The following is an 18,556-nucleotide window of genomic DNA, read 5'->3' as shown; positions in this document are numbered from 1 at the left end:
GGCCCCATAGCGTGGCAGTGCGTCAAATGGATGGGACGGCCCCGTCGGGCCAACGCGAACCCGCCCTGCTCAAAACCGCGTCTCCCGCGCGACTCGCAGGAACGTATCGAGCAACGGCGTGCAATCGAGCAGCTCCGGCCCGCCCGCGCGATGAAACTCCGGATGCCACTGCACGCCCATCACGAACGGCGCGCGCCGATAGCGCACGGCCTCGATGATGCCGTCCGACGCCGACACCGCCTCGATATTCAGATCGCGGCCCAGTGTCTTCACCGCCTGATGGTGGATCGAGTTGACGATCGCGTCGCGTCGTCCGGGGAACATGTTCAGCAGCGTCGAACCATCGGGAAAATGCACGCCGTGCCGGTGCTGATCGTAGTTCTCGTTGACGTGGGCGTTCGCGGTAGGCACATCGGTCGCGATGTCCTGATACAGCGTGCCGCCGAACGCGACGTTGATCAGCTGGCAGCCGCGGCACACGCCTAGCACCGGCTTGCCCGATTCGACGAACTCGTGCAGCAGTTCGAGCTCGTACATGTCGCGCACGCGGTCACCGGGCCATTCGTGGCTGCTCGCCGTTTCCGCGTAGGTCTGCGGCGACACGTCGGCGCCGCCTTGCAGCAGCAGGCCGTCGAGATGCTTCGCATAGTCGCGCAGACGGATGTTGCTCGGGTGCAGCATGCCCTGATGACCGACGGTCGGGATCATGAATACCAGCACGTCGCGCGACATCACCCAGTGCGCGATCGACTCCTCCAGATACTGCAGCGTCTTGCCGCGCAAGCCCTTCGCGCCCGGTTCCGGGTGGAAGATGCGCGCCGACACGCCGATGCGCAGCGTGCGCTGCGTGATCCGCTGTCCCGCGCGATCGAACAGCTGCCGCGCGCGCGCCGCGACGATACGGCCGAACACGCTCCACGCCGAATCGCTCTGCTTCAGATAACGCGGCGGCGACGGCGGGAGCGCGTTGGGCGGCGGCGGATTGGTGGCGCTGAAATCGGGTGCCGCGCCGAATCCGGGCGGCGGCGAGCCGGGCGCGCGCGTCGCGCGCGCGGCGGTTTCCTCGGTGGCGATCTCGCCGTCGGTAGCGACGTCCGCGGCGCTGAGGCCGCCACCCACTAGAGGCTCGCCGGCGGCTGCCGTCGGTTTGACGGCTGGCTCGGGTTTCACCGTGGTCGCGCCGACGGGGCGCGTACCGGCGCGCCGCGCTTCGCGCTCGTGCACCGCGGCTTCCTGGCGCGCGGTCGATTCGGCGGCGGCGCTGCGTGCCTCCGCCGCCTCGCGCAACCGCGCCGTGCGCGGATCTTCGCGAGTAACTGACGATGCGCTGATCGGATCGTCGGTCGACGACCGCGCGGTCGCCTCCTCGGCGGCCGGGCTCGTGTCTTTGGCGGCCGACTGGGTGGCATCTTCATGCGACGGAGGAAGCGAGGGCGCCGGTGCGGCCGGCGTGCCGCTCGGCGCGGGCGAGCTCGGCTGTGGACTGCCAGTCGTGCCGGCGTTTTCGGGTTTGTCGCTCATGACTGTCGGACGGGCGCCTTCCGCGCGAACGAATGAATATGCCCTGATTATCCGTCAGTGCAGCAGGCCCGGCAAACCCGCAAACAATTACTCACATTGTTGCGAAGCTTTACACAAACCCTTTGAGTCAAGGGTCTGGCCGCTCGTCGAAAGTCTCCCGCAACGCGATCTGCATCGACGCGTGAATCTTCACGCACCAGCGCCACACGAGCGCGAGCAGCAGCGCGGCGCACACGAGCACCGCGACGAGCAGGCCCGTCGGCGGCAGGATGCTGCCCGACAGCGCCGCCACCAGCAGAAACACGCCGATCATCGACACGATCGGCACGAGGTCGGCGATCGCGTGACGCAGCGCGCTGGTGAAGCGCCCGGCAGCGGTCTGCTGCACGCTGACTTCGGCGAGCAGCAGCGCGAGCGACTTGGTCTTGCGATACACGGCCACGAGGAACGGCAGCGACACCACCAGCGCGACACTCCACTGCACGACGCGTTGCAATGGCTCATCATCGAGCCAGTGCGCGAGCAGCCGGCCGCTATGCGGCGCGCTATACGACACCACCAGGAAAATCGCCGCGACGAGCGCGAGATTCACCGCGATCTGCAATACGATGCGCCGCGTCATGCTGATCAGCGTCGGCTCGCCGCGCGCCGCGATCAAACTGCGCAGCCATTGCCCGTACATGCCGAACGCGTTGGATAACGTGGCGGGCATCGCATTCGCGATGCGGCGCGTCAGCGGATCGGCGACGCGGATCAGATAGGGTGTCGTCAGCGTGGTCAACGCCGACACGGCGACCGCGATCGGATACAGAAACCCGCTCGTCACCTTCAACGTCAAACCGAGCGTCGCAATGATGAACGAGAACTCGCCGATCTGCGACACGGTCATGCCGACGCGCATCGACGTGCGCCCGTCCTGCCCCGACAGAAACGCGCCGAGGCCGCACGACACGATCTTGCCGGCGATCACCGCGAACGTGATCACGGCGATCGGCCATCCGTAGTCGAGTATCACGGCGGGGTTCAGCATCAGTCCGATCGTCACGAAGAAGATCGCGGAAAACGCGTCGCGCAGCGGCGCGATCAGATGCTCGATCCGATGCAGATGGCGCGACTCGGCCATGATCGCGCCGATCAGAAACGCGCCGAGCGCGATGCTGTAATCGAGCTTGACGACCAGCAGGCAGAAGCCGAAGCAGAAGCCGAGCACGGACACGAGCATCATCTCGTTGCTGCCGGTGCGCGCGACGTAGTTCAGCGCGCGCGGCACGAGCAGCACGCCGACCAGCAGCGACACCGTCATGAACAGCAGCAGCTTGCCGAGCGTGACGGCCGCGAGCCCGGCCGACAACTGCCCGGTCTGCGCGATGCCGGTCAGCAGCACGAGCATCGCGATGCCCAGAATGTCTTCGACGATCAGGATGCCGAACACGAGCTGCGCGAAGCTTTCGCGTTTGAGTCCGAGGTCGGACAGCGCCTTCACGATGATCGTCGTCGACGAGATCGCGAGGATCGCACCGAGGAACAGTGAATCCATCGGGCTCCAGCCGAATGCATTGCCGATCGCGTAGCCGATCCACAGCATCAGCACGATCTCGGACAGCGCGGCGACGATCGCCGTCGCGCCGACCTTGAACAGCTTGCGCAGGCTGAATTCGAGACCCAGCGAAAACATCAGGAACACGACGCCCAGCTCGCCGAGCGTCTGAATCGTCTGTTCGTCATGGATCAGCTGGAACGGCGGCGTGTACGGTCCGATGATCACGCCGGCCACGATATAGCCGAGCACCACCGGCTGCTTCAGGCGATGGAACAGCACGGTGACGACGCCCGCCAGCGCCATCACGACGGCCAGATCCTGGATGAAGCCAATGCCATGGTGCATGAGCGCTTTCCTTACAAACGGTAATCTCGGAAGGCGCAGTGTAACAAACGGGCCGGCGATGTTTTTGGCGAATCCGCGCGCCGCGCCCGCCGGCCCTGGCAGGCCGCTCGGCCGCAAAACCATGCTCTACAATGCGGACGGACCTTTCCGTTGGCTCGACACCGCCCCGCTCATGCGCCCGAGCCGCGCTCAACCGGATCTCTACCGACATCATGGCCACTGACTTCGCTCCGTTCCCGCCGCTTGCCCAGCTTGCCGCCGATCTCGCCGCCGGCCGCACCACCAGCCGCGCGCTCGTCGAAACCGCGCTCGACCGGATCGCCGACCCCGCCGGCCAGGGCGCCGCCGTCTTCATGCACGTCGACGCCGATGCCGCGCGCGCCGCCGCCGACGCGCACGACCGCCTGCGCGCGGCCGGCACCGTGCTGTCGCCGCTCGCCGGGATTCCGGTGTCGGTCAAGGACCTGTTCGACATCGAAGGCCAGCCGACCCGCGCGGGCTCCGTCGTGCTCGCCGATGCGCCAGCCGCGAAATCCGACGCGGTCGCGGTCGCGCGGCTGAAACGGGCCGGCGCCGTGATCGTCGGGCGCACCAACATGAGCGAGTTCGCGTTTTCCGGGCTCGGCCTGAATCCGCACTACGGCCATCCGTTGTCGCCGTACCGGCGCGGCGTGAAGGGCGACGAGCGGGTTTCGGGCGGCTCGTCGTCGGGCGCGGCGGCATCGGTCGCCGACGGCATGGCGGCGGTCGCGCTCGCCACCGACACCGGCGGCTCCATCCGCATTCCAGCCGCATTGTGCGGGCTGACCGGCTTCAAGCCGACCGCCGCGCGCATCCCGAAGCAAGGCGGCGTGCCGCTGTCGTCGACGCTCGATTCGTTCGGGCCGATCGGTGTATCGGTCGCCTGCTGCGCGCTGGTCGACCGGATGCTCGCCGGGCTCGAGCCGCGCATCCCGGCCGCGCGGCCGCTCGAAGGCGTGCGTCTCGGCGTGCTGACCAACTTCGTGACCGACGGCGTCGAGCCCGAAGTCGCGCGCGCGATCGACACCGCGCTCAAGCACCTGGAGGCGGCCGGCGCGATCGTCAGCGAGGTGCGCTTCGCGCCGCTCGACCGCCTGCCGGAAATCAACCGCTTCGGCTTTGCGCCGATCGAGGCGTATGCGTGGCATCGCCCGCTGCTCGACAAGCATCGCGAGCAGTACGACCCGCGCGTGCTCGTGCGCATCATGAAAGGACAGCCGGCCACCGCGGTCGACTATCTGGACCTGCTCGCCGAGCGCGCGGCGATGCTCGACGAAGCCGCGCGCACGCTGTGGCAGCGTTTCGATGCGGTCGTCGCGCCGACGGTGCCGGTCGTGCCGCCGCGCCTCGCCGACCTGCTCGACGACCACACGTTCGGCCACACTAACGCGCTGATCCTGCGCAACCCGAGTGCGTTCAACTTCCTCGATAGCTGCGCGCTGTCGCTGCCGTGCCATCTGCGCGGCGACGCGCCGGTCGGCCTGATGCTGGCGGGCGCGCCGTACGCCGACGACGCGCTGCTCGCAATCGGCCGCGCGGCCGAGGCGGTGTTGAAAGCGATCCGTTAAGGCGCGGCAATCGTCAGGCGATAAGCGGCGCGAAAGGCGTTCGCGCTAGAATCGCCGGCACCCGCTCTACCGTCTCCAGACCAATCGAAGATCCATGACTAACGACTCCGCGATGCTGCGCCGCGAGCGCACCCTGCTGAATCTGCTCGGCCTGATCTGTCTCGCCCTCGTGGGCGGTGCGCTGTACCTGCAGTTCGGCCTGCGCGAAGACCCGTGTCCGCTGTGCATCATCCAGCGCTATTTCTTTCTGCTGATCGCGATCTTCGCGTTCCTCGGCGCGCGCTTCAAGAACTGGCGCGGCGTGCGCCTGCTCGAAGTGATGGCGGCGCTGTCGGCGCTCGCCGGCATCGCGACCGCCGCGCGCCATGTGTACATCCAGGCGAATCCTGGCTTCAGCTGCGGCTTCGACGAACTGCAGCCGATCGTTGACAGCCTGCCGCCCGCGCACTGGCTGCCGAGCGTGTTCAAGGTCGCGGGCCTGTGCGAAACCGCATATCCGCCGATTCTCGGGCTGACGCTGCCAATGTGGTCGGGGGTCGCGTTCATCGTCGCGTTCGTCGCGCTGGTGCTGAGCCTGGTGCGCAATCGCCATCGGGTGTCCTGACGACCGATCCGCATTGCCAATGACGCCGGACTTCGTGTCGCCCATGCTTGGGCCACCGGAGTCCGGCGTTTTTTTCTGCGCGATGTCCACCGATCGCGCACCATTGTCGTCGCTCCCCGCCCCGCGCACGCAACTCTCGCTGCCGCGCGAATCGTACCTGGATCATGATCGCCGCCGCATGAGCTTCATGCGACGCGGGAAATATTTTCGGGCCGGGGTAGTGCTATCTTCGGGTATGGATGGCGATCTACGTGCGCGAGGCCGGCTTTTGCGACCCCATGCGTAACGCGCGCCCGGTCCGCACTGTCTTCCGATCCGCCATGACAACGCAAACCATCCGCTTCTATCACCAGGGGTCCGTCCGCGAGGTCGCGGGCGTTCCGGCGACGCGCACCGTGCTGCAGCACCTGCGCGAGGATCTGCGCTGCACCGGCACCAAGGAAGGCTGCGCGGAAGGCGACTGCGGCGCGTGCACGGTCGTGATCGGCGAACTCGACGCGCGCGGCGAGCTCACGCTGAAGGCGATCAACGCCTGCATCCAGTTCCTGCCGACACTCGACGGCCGCGCCCTTTTCACCGTCGAAGACCTGCGCGCCGCGAACGGCGCGCTGCATCCGGTGCAGCAGGCGCTGGTCGACTGTCACGGTTCGCAATGCGGCTTCTGCACGCCCGGCTTCGTGATGTCGATGTGGGCGCTCTACGAGAACCAGCCCGCCAGCGCCGGTCTGCCGACCCGCGACGAAATCGACGCCGCGCTGTCCGGCAATCTGTGCCGCTGCACCGGCTACCGGCCGATCATCGATGCCGCGCAGAAGATGTTCGACTACGCGCAGCATCCGCGCGTCGCGCTCGACCGCGATGCGGTCGCGGCCACGCTGCGCACGCTGCAACGTAAAGACACTTTCGAATACAGCGCCCCCGACACTCGCGGCGCCGCGTTCGGCTCACCCACCTTCCACGCCCCGCTCACGCTCGACGCGTTCGCGACGCTGCGCGTGCAGCATCCGGACGCGCGCATCGTCGCGGGCAGCACCGACGTCGGCTTGTGGGTCACCAAGCAGTTTCGCGATCTCGGCGACCTGCTGTACATCGGCAACGTCGCCGAGTTGAAGACGATCGCGCGCGACGCGCAAACGCTGACGATCGGCGCGGCGGCCACGCTCGAAGACGCGTACGCGGCGCTCACCGCCGACTATCCCGAGCTCGCCGAACTATGGACGCGCTTCGCCTCGCTGCCGATCCGCAATGCGGGCACGCTCGGCGGCAACGTCGCGAACGGCTCGCCGATCGGCGATTCGATGCCGGCACTGCTCGCGCTCGGCGCCGAGGTCGAGCTGCGCCGCGATCGCACGACCCGCACGCTGCCGCTCGACGCGTTCTACCTCGGCTATCAGAAGACCGCGCTCGCGGCCGGCGAATTCGTCAGCGCGCTGCGCGTGCCGCGCCCGGCAGGCGCGCTGCGGTTTCGCACCTACAAGGTGGCGAAGCGTTACGACCAGGACATCTCGGCGGTGTGCGCGGCGTTTGCGCTGCACGTCGCGCAAGACGGCACGATCCGCGCGGCGCGCGTCGCGTTCGGCGGCATGGCGGCGACACCGAAGCGCGCCGCGCATGCCGAAGCCGCGCTCGACGGCGCGGCGTGGAACGAACAAACCGCCCGCCGCGCGATGGACGCGCTCGCCGCCGACTACCAGCCGCTCACCGACATGCGCGCATCGAGCGCGTATCGGCTGAAGGTCGCGCGCAATCTGCTGTGGCGCTGCTATCTCGAAACGCGCGACGACGCGCCGCTCGCGCTCTGCGACGTCAATGCGTTCGCGTTCGAAGCGGACACGGCCGTCGCGAAGGAGTCGCCGTGATGAACCGGACCGATGCCTTTATCGAACCCGCGGGCGAGCGTGCCGATCAACGCGATGCGACGCCTAACGATGGCAGTAGCAGCGCGTCGATCGGCGTGCCGCTGCCGCACGAATCCGCCGCGCTGCACGTGAGCGGCGAAGCGACCTACACCGACGATATCGCTGAGCTGCACGGCACGCTGCACGCGGCGCTCGGCCTATCGCGCCATGCGCATGCGCGGATCGTGTCGATGGATCTCGCCGCGGTCAGAAACGCGCCCGGCGTGATCGCGGTGCTGAGCGCCGACGATATCCCCGGCGAAAACAATTGCGGCCCGGTGCTGCACGACGATCCGATTCTCACCGACGGCGAAGTGCTGTACCTGGGCCAGCCGGTCTTCGCGGTGATCGCCGAAACTCACGAGCTCGCCCGCCGCGCGGCCGCGCTCGCGAAAAGCGACGACGTGATCCGCTACGAGCCGCTCGACGCGATCCTCACCGCCGCCGATGCCAAAGCCGCGAAGCAGTTCGTGCTGCCGCCGCTGCATCTGCGGCGCGGCGATCCGGACGCGAAGATCGCCGCCGCGCCGCATCGGCTGGCCGGCACGTTCGAGGTCGGCGGCCAGGAGCAGTTCTATCTCGAAGGCCAGATCGCCTATGCGGTGCCGAAGGAGATGGACGGCATGCTCGTCTACAGTTCGACGCAGCATCCAAGCGAAATGCAGCAGGTGGTCGCGCATATGCTCGACTGGCCCGCGCATAACGTCGTGTGCGAATGCCGGCGCATGGGCGGCGGCTTCGGCGGCAAGGAATCGCAATCGGCGCTATTCGCGTGCGTGGCCGCGCTCGCGGCGCAACGCTTGCGTCGGCCGGTCAAGCTGCGCGCCGATCGCGACGACGACTTCCTGATCACCGGCAAGCGCCACGACGCGGTCTACGAATACGAGGCGGGCTTCGACGATCAGGGCCGCATGCTCGGCGTGCGCGTCGAAATCGCGCTGCGCGCCGGCTACTCCGCGGATCTGTCGGGCGCGGTCGCGACGCGCGCCGTATGCCACTTCGACAACGCGTACTACCTGCCCGACGTCGATATCGTCGCGCTGTGCTGCAAGACCAATACACAGTCGAACACCGCGTTTCGCGGCTTCGGCGGACCGCAGGGCGCGCTCGTGATGGAGGTGCTGCTCGACGGCATCGCGCGCGAGTTGCGGCTGGATCCGCTCGACGTACGGCTCGCGAATTACTACGGCATTGGCGAGCGCGATACGACGCCGTACGGTCAACGCGTCGAAGACAACATCATCGCGCCGCTGACCGACGCGCTGCTCGCTTCGAGCGACTACCGCGCGCGGCGCGCGGCGCTCGCCGAATTCAATGCGAAGAGTCCCGTGCTCAAACGCGGCCTCGCGTTTTCGCCGGTCAAGTTCGGCATCTCGTTCAACGTGCCGTTCCTGAATCAGGCCGGTGCGCTCGTGCACGTGTACAAGGACGGCTCCGTGCTCGTCAATCACGGCGGCACCGAGATGGGCCAGGGGCTCAACACGAAAGTCGCGCAGGTGGTCGCGAATCAGTTCGGCTTGCCGCTATCGCGCGTGCGGGTGACGGCGACCGATACCTCGAAGATCGCCAACACCTCCGCGACCGCGGCTTCCACCGGCAGCGATCTGAACGGCATGGCAGCCGAAGCGGCCGCGCAGACGATCCGCGCACGTCTCGCCGAAGTCGCGGCGCGCCAGCTCGGCGGCGACGCGAGCGACGTGCAGTTCGCGCGCGGCAGCGTGTCGGTGAACGGTGGCGCGCTGCCGTTCGAACAGCTCGTCAACGCCGCGTATCTCGCGCGCGTGCAGTTGTGGTCGGACGGCTTCTACGCGACGCCGAAAGTGCATTGGGATGCGAAGACGCTGACCGGTCATCCGTTCTATTACTTCGCGTATGGCGCGGCGGTGTCGGAGGTCGTCGTCGATACGCTGACCGGCGAATGGAAGCTCGTGCGCGCGGACGTGTTGCACGACGCGGGCCAATCGATCAATCCGGCGATCGATCTCGGCCAGATCGAAGGCGGCTTCATTCAGGGCATGGGCTGGCTCACCACCGAAGAGCTATGGTGGAACCGCGACGGCCGCCTGATGACGCACGCGCCGTCGACATACAAGATTCCCGCGGTCAGCGACACGCCCGCCGCGTTCCACGTGCGGCTCTACGACAACAGCAATGCGGAGCCGACCGTGTTCCGCTCGAAGGCCGTCGGCGAGCCGCCGCTGCTGCTGCCGTTCTCGGTGTTTCTCGCGATTCGCGACGCGATCGCAGCCGCGGTGCCGGGCGCACAACATGCTCCGCTGTTGCGCGCGCCGGCCACGCCCGAGGCGATACTCGACGCGCTGGACGCGTTGAGCGCGTCGGACGCGTCGCAGCACGCAAATCCGACCGAAGCCGCCACGCACCCCGACAGCGCCGACCCCCCCACGCCATCCGCCGCGCCGACACCCGACGCGGCACCGCAAGGAGAATCGCCGGATGCAAGCCTGGCTCACTGACCTGCAACATCTGCTCGCGCATGGCGACGCCGCCGTGCTGGTGACGGTCGCGCGCGTCGAAGGTTCGGCGCCGCGCGAAGCCGGCACCAAGATGATCGTCACGCGCGAGGCGGCCAGGCATACGATCGGCGGCGGCCACCTCGAATGGAAGGCGATCGAGACCGCGCGCCAGGTGCTGCGCGACGGCATGCGCGCGCCGCACATGCGGCGGCTCGAACGCTTCGCGCTGGGGCCGAGCCTCGGGCAGTGCTGCGGCGGCGCCGTGGTCCTCGCCTTCGAGCGGCTCGACGTCGGCGATCTCGGCTGGCTAGCCTCGCTCGCCAAGCGCCTCGCGGCGGGGCAATCGACGGTGCGTAGCGTATCATTCGGCCCCGCGCCGGATGCGGTGATGCTGTCCGAGCCCGAGCCCGGCATCGACGGAGCCGACTGTCTGCTGTGGGACGGCGCCGGTTTCGACGACAGCAGCGCGTTGCTGACCGAAACCATCGCGCCGGGCGAATTCGCCGTCGTGCTGTTCGGCGCCGGTCACGTCGGCGCGGCGCTCGTGCGCGTGCTCGCGACGCTGCCGTGCACGGTGCGCTGGGTCGACGAGCGCGACGCGCAGTTTCCGCCGCTCGATACGCTGCATGCGCCGAACGTGACGATCGACGCGAACGACGCACCCGATGAAGCGATCGATCAGGCCGCGCCGAACACGTACTTCATCGTGATGACGCACAACCACGCGCGCGATCTCGACCTCGCCGAGCGCATCCTGCGGCGCGGCGATTTCGCGTTCTTCGGCATGATCGGCTCGCACACCAAGCGCAAGCAGTTCGAGCACCGGCTCGCGGCGCACGGCATCGATCCGGCGCGGATCGCGCGGATGAAGTGTCCGCTCGGCGTCGAGGGCATCGTCGACAAGTCGCCCGAGGTCATCGCGATCTCGGCGGCCGCGCAGGTATTGCAGGCGGTCGAGGCGAACGCGGGCGCGCGCCACGCGACGCAGTCGGTCTGATCCGCGAGCCGCACCGCTCACTACCCCATAAACAATTCCAAATCACCATGAATACGACAACAGCTACCCCCGTTTCCGCCGTTACGCTCGCCGAGAAAACCGCGCGCGCGCCGAAGGCCGAGTTGCATATCCACATCGAAGGCTCGCTCGAACCCGAGCTGATTTTCGCGCTCGTGCAGCGCAACGGCGTGAAGCTCGCGTACGACTCGGTGGAAGCCTTGCGCGCGGCTTATGCGTTCACCGATCTGCAATCGTTCCTCGACATCTACTACGCGGGCGCGAGCGTGCTGCTGCACGAGCAGGACTTCTACGACATGACGATGGCCTACGTCGAGCGCTGCGTCGCCGACAACGTCGTGCATAGCGAAATCTTCTTCGACCCGCAGACGCACACCGAGCGCGGCGTGCGGATCGCAACCGTGGTGGCCGGCATCGAACGCGCGCTGGCCGACGCGGAAAAGCGCGGCATCACGAGCAAGCTGATCCTGTGCTTCCTGCGTCATCTGTCCGAGGACGATGCGCTCGCCACCTTCGACGAAGCGCTGCCCCTCTTCGAGCAGTACAAGCATCGGCTGATCGGCGTCGGGCTCGATTCGTCGGAGCGCGGTCATCCGCCGTCGAAGTTCGAGCGCGTATTCGCGAAGGCCCGCGCGCTCGGTCTGAAGCTCGTCGCGCATGCGGGCGAGGAAGGCCCGCCGTCCTACATCTACGAAGCGCTCGATGTGCTGAAGGTCGACCGCGTCGATCACGGCGTACGCAGCATCGAGGACCCGGCGCTCGTCACGCGCCTCGCCGACACGCGCGTCGCGCTCACCGTGTGCCCGCTGTCTAACCTGAAGCTGTGCGTGTTCGACGACCTGACCAAACACACGCTGAAGGACCTGCTCGATCGCGGCGTCGCGGTGACCGTCAATTCCGACGATCCGGCCTATTTCGGCGGCTACGTGAACGCGAACTATCTGGCGACGATCGACGCGCTGAAGCTCGACGACGCCGAGGTCTACACGATCATCCGCAATGGCTTCGAGGCGTCGTTCGTGACGCCCGAGGAACGCGCGATGCTGATCGCTAAGCTTGACGCGCACTGGCGGCAGTAAGCCACGCGTTAATGGATTTCAACTGACCGGCCTCGACTGACGTCGGCGGCCTGCGGTTTCGCTTCGTTCGGGGATCGGTAAGACCCCGAACCGGGAAACCGTTGCCTGCGCCGTCCAGCTTTCAACATTCGGAGACAGCTTTTCCATGACTGAATCGGCTCATACCGCGCAAGCGGCACAAACTGCATTCCGTGCGGCGCTGCTGACCTTCAACGGCGATCCGGCGCACGCGCCGAACGCCGCTGTGTTTCACGAGGACGGTCTGTTGATCGTCGAAGACGGCCGCGTCGTCGCGGCCGACGCGTATGCGGCGCTCGCGTCGCGGCTCGCGCCCGGCGCCCAGATCGTGGAGCGACGCGACAAGCTGATCGTGCCGGGCTTCATCGATACGCACATCCACTATCCGCAGACGGACATGATCGCGTCGCCGGCGCCGGGTCTGCTGCCGTGGCTCGATACGTACACGTTCCCGACCGAGCGCCGCTTTGCCGACATCGACCACGCGCGCGACACCGCGAGCTTTTTCGTCGATGAACTGCTCGCCTGTGGCACGACGACCGCACTCGTGTACTGCACGGTGCACAAGGAATCCGCCGACGCCCTGTTCACCGAGAGCGAAGCGCGCAATCTGCGCATGGTCGCGGGCAAGGTGCTGATGGACCGCCACTGCCCCGAATTCCTGCGCGACACCGCGCAATCGGGCTACGACGACAGCGCCGAGCTGATCGGCCGCTGGCACAATCGCGGCCGCCAGATGTACGCGCTGACGCCGCGCTTCGCGCCGACCTCGACCGAGGCGCAACTCGAAGCATGCGGCGCGCTCGCGCGACTGCATCCGGACGTGTTCATCCAGAGCCACGTCGCCGAGAACACCGACGAAGTGAAATGGGTCGCCGAGCTGTTCCCCGGCCACCGCAGCTATCTCGACATCTACGATCACTACGGGCTTTTACGCCGCCGCGCGGTGTACGGCCATTGCATCTACCTCGGCGACGAAGACCGCAAGCGCATGGCGCAAACCGGCGCGCTCGCGTCGCACTGCCCGACGTCGAACCTGTTCCTCGGCAGCGGGCTGTTCAACTTCGACAAGGCCGACTCGGCCGGCATGCCGATCGCGCTCGCGACCGACGTCGGCGGCGGCACGTCGTTCTCGATGCTGCAGACGATGAACGAAGCGCACAAGGTTGCGCGCCTCGGCGGCCATCATCTGACGGCGACGCGCATGTTCTATCTGGCGACCGCGGGCGCGGCCGAAGCGCTCGATCTCGGCGACCAGGTCGGCACGCTGAGGGACGGCTCGGAAGCGGATTTCGTCGTGCTCGATCCGCAGGCGACGCCGCTGCTCGCGCGCCGCACCGCGCGGCGCGAATCGCTCGAAGAGTTGCTGTTCGCGTTCGCGTTGCTCGGCGACGATCGTGCGGTGTATGAAACGTATGCGGCCGGCAAGCGCGTGCATCGCCGCGACGACGCGCACCGGCACGTGCCGGGGCGCGCGAAGATCGCGGCTTGAGGCTGGCTCGGTTGACGGGGACCTCAGCCCGCCTTGCACACCTCGTGCAAAGCGTTGAGCCGCCGCGCCGGGTCCGCGACATACGGATTCGACTCGTCCCACGCATAACCGGCGAGCACCGCGCAGATCATCCGACGGATCGGCGTCACCTGCTCCGGGTAGTAGATGATGTCCTGCAGCTCGCCCGTGTACCAGCGCTCGACGAACGCGCGGAACGTGTCGATGCCCTTGCGCAACGGCACGTCGTAATCGGCTGACCAGTCCACCTTCTCGCCGTCGAGCTGCCGGTTGAGCGCGCGCGCCGCCAGATGCGCGGAGCGCAGCGCGATCGTCACCCCCGACGAAAACACCGGATCGAGAAACTCGCCCGCATTGCCGAGCAGCGCATAGCCCGGCCCGTGCAGACTCGCGACGTTCGCCGCATAGCCGCCGATGCTCCGCACCGGCATCAGGAACGGCGCCTGCCCGATCAGCCGGTTCAGCGTCGGCTCCTGCTGGATCAGCGCGCGTAGCGTCGCCTCGCGCTCGCCTTCCGGCACGTCGAGAAAGCTCGCCTCGGCGACACACCCCACCGAAGAACGGCCGCCCGCGAGCGGAATCATCCAGAACCACACGTCGCGACGCTCGGGATGCGTCGCGATGCAGATCTTGTTGCGATCGATGACATCGAGCGCGAGGCCGTCGCGCACGTGCGTGAACAATGCGGCGCGCGTCGGCATGCGCGTCGGGGTCTCCAGCTTCAGCAGGCGCGGCAGCACGCGCCCGAAGCCGCTCGCATCGAGCACGAAACGCGCTTCGACCGGATACGCGTGCCCCGCTTCATTCACGACGTCGAGCACCGGCGCCGCGCCCGTCTGCACCGCGCTCACCGTGTGGCCGAAGCGCACGTCGGCGCCCTGCGCGGCCGCGCAGCGAATCAGCACGTCGTCGAACAGCGCGCGTTCGACCTGGTACGTGGTGCCCCAGCCCGGCGAATGCTTGTCGCGGAAGTCGAACGACGAGGTCTGGTCGCGATACACGAAATACGCGCCGTTCTTGTACTGGAAACCCGCCTCGACGACGGCCTGCAGCATGCCGGCCTCTTCGAGGTACGCCATGCTTTGCGGCAACAGGCTCTCGCCGATCGAGAAGCGCGGAAAATGCTGACGCTCCAGCACTAGCACCGAGCGGCCGGCCTTGCGCAATAGCGCGGCAGCTACCGCGCCGGCCGGACCCGCGCCGATGATCGCAACGTCGACCACGGTCCGCTTTGAAGAATCGCTGTTCAAATCACTCCTCCAACGGTTTGCATGGGCGGCCGCGCCGTATGCGGACCGCGCCACGCTTCGAACATCAGGCTCGCGCAACTACCGCCGAACCCGAATGAAACCGACATCGCCGTGTCGATGCGCGCGTCGCGCGTGACGCGCACGAGCGGCATATCACGCACTTGCGGCTCCGGCGTATCGGCCAGCGCCGTGCCCGCGATAAAGCCGTCGCGCATCATCAGCAGCGTATAGATCGCCTCGTGCGCGCCGCACGCGCCGAGCGAATGCCCCGTCATGCCCTTGGTCGACGAGAACGCGGGCACCCCTTGCGCCGATGCTCCGAACACGTCGCGCAACGCGTGCAGTTCTTCGAGATCGCCGAGCGGCGTAGACGGCGCATGCGTGTTCACGTAGTCGGGACGGCGGCCCGCCTGCGCGAGCGCGCCGCGCATCGCGCGCCCGATGCCGGCCGCACGCGGCGCGACCATGCCCGCGGGATCGGTGCAATCGTCGAAGCCGCTCAGCTCCGCGTAGATGCGCGCGCCGCGCGCGAGCGCATGATCGAGCGCTTCGAGCACCAGCACGCCGCCGCCCGACGCGATCACGAAGCCGTCGCGCTGCGTGTCATACGGACGCGATGCGCTCTCCGGCGTGTGGTTGAAACGGCGCGATAACGCGCCCATCGCGTCGAACATCAGCGTCGTGTTGTCGTGCAGCGCTTCGCTGCCGCCCGCGAGCACGATCTGCTGGCGGCCGGTCTGGATCAGCTGCATCGCCTGCCCGATCGCGAGCGCCGATGTCGTGCATGCCGACGACGGTGAATAGCTGACGCCTTCGAGCCCGAACATCTGCGCGACGTTCGCCGACGCGGTGCTGCTCATCGCCTGCGGCACGGTGTACGGCGGCACCTTGTCGACGCCGCGCGTTTGCGCAATTGCGAGCGCCGCGTCGTAGCTCGCTAACGTGCCGACGCCCGAGCCGATCACGACGCCCGCGCGCGGCGACTGCAACGAAGCGAGGTCGAGCCCCGCATCGGCGATCGCGCGTTGCGCCGCGTGGCACGCGAAGCGCGCGGTGTCGCCCATGAAGCGCTCGAGCTTGCGCTCGAGCGGCGCCTCGTGCGCGACCGACGCGACGCCGGCAACCTGCGATGCAAACCCGCGCTCGCGCCACGCGTCGATACGCTCGATGCGCGAGCGCCCCGCACGCAATGCAGTGGAAACTTCGTCGAGCGTATTGCCGAGACACGACACGATGCCCATGCCGGTCACGACCACACGTTGCAGGCCGCCGCTCATCGAGCGCGCCGAAAAATCAGCGACGTGTTGATGCCGCCGAACGCGAAGTTGTTGTTCATCACGTACTCCGCGTCGATCTCGCGCGCGCCGCCGACGATGTAATCGAGCGGCGCGCAAGCCGGATCGACGTGGTCGAGATTCAGCGTCGGCGCGTACCAGTTGCGCTTCATCATCTCGATCGTCCACCACGCTTCGATCGCGCCGCACGCGCCGAGCGTGTGGCCGACATAGCTTTTCAGCGAGCTGATCGGCATGCGCGCGCCGAAGGTCTGCGCGGTCGCATGGCTTTCGGCGATATCACCGCGATCGGTCGACGTACCGTGCGCGTTCACATAGGCAATCGCTTCGGGCGCCAATTGCGCGTCGCGCAGCGCGAGCTGCATCGCGAGCGCCATCGTGTCGGCGGTCGGTTGCGTCATGTGCGCGCCGTCCGAGTTGCAGCCGAAGCCGACCACCTCGGCATGAATCCGCGCGCCGCGCGCCACTGCGTGCTCGTACTCTTCCAGCACCAGCGTCGCCGCGCCCTCGCCGACCACGAGGCCGTCGCGCGCGGCATCGAACGGACGCGGCGTCAGATGCGGCTCGTCGTTGCGCGTGCTGGTCGCGTACAGCGTGTCGAACACGGCGACCGCCGGACCCGACAACTCTTCCGCGCCGCCCGCCAGCATCAGCGTCTGCTTGCCGGACTGGATCGCCTCGTACGCATAGCCGATCGCCTGGCTGCCCGACGCGCACGCGCACGAGGTCGGGATGATGCGACCTTTGAGGTCCCAGAACAGGCTCACGTTGACGGCGGTCGTGTGCGGCATCATCTGCACGTAGCTGTTCGACGTGACGTTGTTCATCGAGCCGGTTTCGAGCATCGTGCCGAACGCACGGATCGGCTGCACCGAGCCCGACGACGAACCGTACGCGACGCCCATGCGGCCGTCGGCGATGGCCGTGTCTTCGGCGAGCCCCGCATCGGCGAGCGCAAGTTCGCTCGCGCGCACCGAGTACAGCGACACCGGACCCATCGAGCGGACCTTCTTGCGCGGGTAATGCGCGGGGGTCGTGAACTCGGGCAGCGGACACGCGAGCCGCGTATGGAGCGACTCGAAGTAGTCCCACTCGGGCATGCGGCGCACCGCGTTCTCGCCGCGCTTCAGGCGCGCTTGAACCGCGTCCCAGTTATCGCCGAACGCGGTGACGCCGCCCATGCCGGTGATGACGACACGCTTCATCAGACCATCCCGCCGTTCACGCCGATCACCTGGCGCGTCACGTACGACGCGCCATCCGACATCAGAAAGCTCACCACCGACGCGACCTCCGCCGGCTGGCCGACGCGGTTCATCGGCACGGTCTTCAACGCGTGGTCGACCGTGACCTGTTCGAGCATGCCGGTTTCGATCAGCCCGGGCGCGACGCAATTGACGGTGATATTGCGCGACGCGAGTTCGACCGCGAGCGCCTTGGTCGCGCCGATCAGCCCCGCCTTCGCCGCGCTGTAGTTGACCTGGCCGCGATTGCCCATCATGCCCGACACCGAAGCGATCGTGACGATGCGGCCGCCTTGGCGCGCGCGCACCATCGGCATCGTCAGCGGATGCACGACGTTGTAGAACGCATCGAGGCCGGTTTCGATCACGACGTCCCAGTCTTCTTCGGTCAGCGCCGGAAACGCCGCGTCGCGCGTGACGCCCGCGCTGCACACAATGCCGTAGTACGGACCGTGCGCGGCGACGTCGGCTTCGAGCACCTCGCGGCACGCGGCGCGCTCGCGCACGTCGAACTGCAGCACGCGCGCCGTGCCGCCCTGCGCGGCGATGCCTGTCGCGACCGCGTCGGCTTCGCTGCGTCCGGTGCGGCAATGCACGGTCACGGCGAAACCGTCGGCGGCCAACTTGTACGCAATCGCTCGGCCGATGCCGCGGCTTGCGCCGGTAACGAGAACTCGCCGGCTCATGTACTGATACTCCCTTCGATGAATGACTGGAAATCGAGCGGTTGAAATACCTTGATCACGGCTTCGGCGCAGCGCGTCTCGCCGTCGTCGATCGTGCATTCGTAGGCGCTGTGACCTGCGTCGCTGCGCAGCAGTTCGCTCACGTGAACGCGCAAGCGCGCGCCGCTTTGGAACACCGGCTGCAACGCCTGATAGCTGCGCGAACCCAGCAGCACGCCGTGACGCGCATGGCCGCCGCCGCGCATCGCGACGAGCGCGATGTGCGCGGCGATCGCCTGCGCCATCACCTCGATGCCGATCCACGCGGGCATTGCGCCGGCGGCGTCGGCATACCATGCGTGCGGATCGACGCGGGCGAACGCGCTGAGCGCGGAATCGGCGAACGTGTCGATCGCATCGAGCAGCAGCATGCTGCCGCGATGCGGGATGATCGCTTCGATCGGCTGACGCACGAGTTGCTCGACGGTGAGTGGCGGAGTCGTCATGCG

The 18,556-nt window shown here is 67.6% G+C and carries 14 protein-coding genes; 7 read left to right on the top strand and 7 right to left on the bottom strand.

What is annotated here, in order from left to right:
- Positions 1-69: 69 nt before the first annotated feature.
- A complete protein-coding gene (locus tag QFZ91_RS19310) occupies positions 70-1,521 on the bottom strand; it encodes a gamma-glutamyl-gamma-aminobutyrate hydrolase family protein (RefSeq protein ID WP_429568111.1) in 1,452 nt (483 codons plus the stop codon).
- Positions 1,522-1,648: 127 nt separating this feature from the next.
- Positions 1,649-3,406 carry a cation:proton antiporter gene (locus QFZ91_RS19305; protein WP_429568110.1) on the bottom strand — a complete coding sequence of 586 codons (1,758 nt, stop codon included), beginning with the start codon at positions 3,404-3,406 and terminating at the stop codon, positions 1,649-1,651.
- 212 nt (positions 3,407-3,618) lie between these two features.
- Between QFZ91_RS19305 and QFZ91_RS19300 the strand changes: the two genes are divergently transcribed.
- The 7 genes from QFZ91_RS19300 (at position 3,619) to guaD (ending at position 13,575) form a co-directional block, all read left to right on the top strand.
- Positions 3,619-4,995 carry an amidase gene (locus QFZ91_RS19300; protein WP_429568109.1) on the top strand — a complete coding sequence of 459 codons (1,377 nt, stop codon included), beginning with the start codon at positions 3,619-3,621 and terminating at the stop codon, positions 4,993-4,995.
- Positions 4,996-5,089: 94 nt separating this feature from the next.
- Entirely contained in the window at positions 5,090-5,599 is a 510-nt protein-coding gene (locus tag QFZ91_RS19295) for a disulfide bond formation protein B (protein WP_176105359.1), read from the top strand.
- A gap of 320 nt (positions 5,600-5,919) precedes the next feature.
- On the top strand, positions 5,920-7,458 hold the full coding sequence (xdhA, locus tag QFZ91_RS19290; protein ID WP_429568108.1) for a xanthine dehydrogenase small subunit: 1,539 nt from the start codon (positions 5,920-5,922) through the stop codon (positions 7,456-7,458).
- Entirely contained in the window at positions 7,458-9,971 is a 2,514-nt protein-coding gene (gene xdhB, locus QFZ91_RS19285) for a xanthine dehydrogenase molybdopterin binding subunit (protein ID WP_429568107.1), read from the top strand. The genes xdhA and xdhB overlap by 1 nt, the downstream gene beginning before the upstream one ends.
- A complete protein-coding gene (xdhC, locus tag QFZ91_RS19280; RefSeq protein ID WP_176105356.1) occupies positions 9,952-10,968 on the top strand; it encodes a xanthine dehydrogenase accessory protein XdhC in 1,017 nt (338 codons plus the stop codon). The genes xdhB and xdhC overlap by 20 nt, the downstream gene beginning before the upstream one ends.
- Positions 10,969-11,015: 47 nt before the next feature.
- Positions 11,016-12,065 (top strand): adenosine deaminase, encoded by a 1,050-nt coding sequence (locus QFZ91_RS19275; protein WP_429568106.1) that lies wholly within the window; start codon positions 11,016-11,018, stop codon positions 12,063-12,065.
- Between the two features lie 145 nt (positions 12,066-12,210).
- Complete coding sequence (guaD, locus tag QFZ91_RS19270; protein WP_429568105.1) at positions 12,211-13,575, top strand: guanine deaminase; 1,365 nt, start codon at positions 12,211-12,213, stop codon at positions 13,573-13,575.
- A 23-nt stretch (positions 13,576-13,598) separates the two neighbouring features.
- Here guaD and QFZ91_RS19265 read toward each other — a convergent pair whose 3' ends face one another.
- Genes QFZ91_RS19265 through QFZ91_RS19245 form a run of 5 tightly spaced genes read right to left on the bottom strand, consistent with a single transcriptional unit; the run spans position 13,599 to position 18,553 of the window.
- Positions 13,599-14,843: an NAD(P)/FAD-dependent oxidoreductase gene (locus QFZ91_RS19265; protein ID WP_429568104.1), complete on the bottom strand. Its 1,245-nt coding sequence runs from the start codon at positions 14,841-14,843 to the stop codon at positions 13,599-13,601.
- Positions 14,840-16,120 carry a beta-ketoacyl-[acyl-carrier-protein] synthase family protein gene (locus tag QFZ91_RS19260; RefSeq protein WP_429568103.1) on the bottom strand — a complete coding sequence of 427 codons (1,281 nt, stop codon included), beginning with the start codon at positions 16,118-16,120 and terminating at the stop codon, positions 14,840-14,842. The genes QFZ91_RS19265 and QFZ91_RS19260 overlap by 4 nt, the downstream gene beginning before the upstream one ends.
- Positions 16,117-17,343, bottom strand: coding sequence for a beta-ketoacyl-ACP synthase (locus QFZ91_RS19255; protein WP_429568102.1), 1,227 nt, complete (start codon positions 17,341-17,343; stop codon positions 16,117-16,119). Before QFZ91_RS19255 ends, QFZ91_RS19260 begins: the two co-directional genes overlap by 4 nt.
- Positions 17,343-18,068, bottom strand: coding sequence for a 3-ketoacyl-ACP reductase FabG2 (locus QFZ91_RS19250; RefSeq protein ID WP_429568101.1), 726 nt, complete (start codon positions 18,066-18,068; stop codon positions 17,343-17,345). Before QFZ91_RS19250 ends, QFZ91_RS19255 begins: the two co-directional genes overlap by 1 nt.
- On the bottom strand, positions 18,065-18,553 hold the full coding sequence (locus tag QFZ91_RS19245; protein WP_429568100.1) for a hotdog family protein: 489 nt from the start codon (positions 18,551-18,553) through the stop codon (positions 18,065-18,067). The genes QFZ91_RS19250 and QFZ91_RS19245 overlap by 4 nt, the downstream gene beginning before the upstream one ends.
- Positions 18,554-18,556: the final 3 nt, after the last annotated feature.

This window comes from Paraburkholderia sp. JPY419 (genome assembly GCF_050435705.1).
GTDB classification, from domain to species: domain Bacteria; phylum Pseudomonadota; class Gammaproteobacteria; order Burkholderiales; family Burkholderiaceae; genus Paraburkholderia; species Paraburkholderia youngii.
Note: the sequence above shows the minus strand (reverse complement) of the source record. Positions and strands in the feature narration are given on the sequence as shown.